The sequence below is a fragment of the Ruixingdingia sedimenti genome (assembly GCF_031432425.1).
Taxonomy (GTDB): Bacteria; Pseudomonadota; Alphaproteobacteria; order Rhodobacterales; family Rhodobacteraceae; genus Ruixingdingia; species Ruixingdingia sedimenti.
Genome location: NZ_JAVKPH010000127.1, coordinates 1 through 802, shown reverse-complemented (window position 1 = coordinate 802; position 802 = coordinate 1). Strand labels below are relative to the sequence as shown.

The following is an 802-nucleotide window of genomic DNA, read 5'->3' as shown; positions in this document are numbered from 1 at the left end:
TGCGTGTTTCACGGGATCGCGGGCACTGATTTCAGCTGATCGCGGGCAGCGATTTCACGGGAAGGCGGGCACCTGTTTCACGGGATCGCGGGCAGTGATTTCACGCGATCATGGGCAGGACTGGCCAACGAACTGAAGTTACTCCGCCTCCTGAAGAACAGGAGGATTGGAATGCCGACAGGACGTTTGACCATGCGCCGCATTCGGGACGTATTGAGATTGAGATTTGCCCAAGGGCTGAGCGAACGTGCGATCGCGGCGTCGCTGGGGCTTGGGAAAGGAAGTGTTGGGACCTACCTGTGCCGCGCGCGCGACGCTGGCTTGGCGTGGCCGCTGCCGGACGGTCTGGATGACGACAGCCTCGAGTTGTTGTTGTTTCCAAACGCATCGGATGTATCTGACCCGGACCGCCCGGTTCCGGATTGGGCGGAGATCGATAAAGAGCTGCGCCGTCGCAACGTGACCCGCATGTTGCTGTGGCAGGAATATCGTGCGCAGCACCCCAACGGGTTTGGTTACACCTGGTTTTGCACCCATTTTGAGGCGTGGAAAGGGCGCGTCCGACCGAGCATGCGGCAAACGCATGTCGGCGGTGAGAAGGTATTTATCGATTTTGCGGGTGACACGATCGACATCGTCGATCCGGCCACGGGTGAGGTCAGCGAGGCCAAGCTGTTTGTCGCTGCGATGGGGGCTTCCAGCTATACCTATGCTGTGGCTATTGCCAGCGAAGGCCTTGAGGACTGGATTGCGGCCCATGTCGGGCTGTTCGCCTATCTGGGCGGCGTGCCACAGGTCGTTG

At 60.1% G+C, this 802-nt stretch carries 1 protein-coding gene; it reads left to right on the top strand.

Translation table 11 applies throughout. The features are described from left to right. Positions 1–171 precede the first annotated feature (171 nt). On the top strand, positions 172–802 hold a 631-nt coding region (locus RGD00_RS23425; protein ID WP_310459635.1), incomplete at its 3' end, for a sigma factor-like helix-turn-helix DNA-binding protein.